This is a genomic window from Christiangramia aquimixticola, from assembly GCF_048285835.1.
GTDB classification, from domain to species: domain Bacteria; phylum Bacteroidota; class Bacteroidia; order Flavobacteriales; family Flavobacteriaceae; genus Christiangramia; species Christiangramia aquimixticola.
In genome coordinates this window covers 1-289 of record NZ_JBLVTL010000268.1, presented here as the reverse complement: position 1 = coordinate 289, position 289 = coordinate 1, and the positions used below count along the sequence as shown (strand labels likewise).

1 protein-coding gene is annotated in these 289 nt (G+C 39.8%); it reads left to right on the top strand.

The features are described 5' to 3' along the window. Positions 1-289, top strand: a 289-nt coding sequence (locus ACNKXV_RS14440) for a ribonucleotide-diphosphate reductase subunit beta (protein ID WP_417908403.1), incomplete at both ends; no start/stop codon positions are given.

The following is a 289-nucleotide window of genomic DNA, read 5'->3' as shown; positions in this document are numbered from 1 at the left end:
ACGGAAGCCAAATTTTTCTACGGGTTTCAAATTGCCATGGAAAATATCCATTCAGAAACCTATTCCCTTCTTATTGACACCTACATTAAAGATGCTGTAGAAAGAGATCGATTACTAAATGCTATTGAGCATATCGATTGCGTAAAAAAGAAGGCTGAGTGGGCACTTCGCTGGATTGACAACGGAAACTTTCAGGAAAGATTGATCGCTTTTGCAGCAGTGGAAGGTATCTTCTTCTCTGGTTCCTTTTGTTCTATTTTCTGGTTGAAGAAAAGAGGCTTGATGCCAG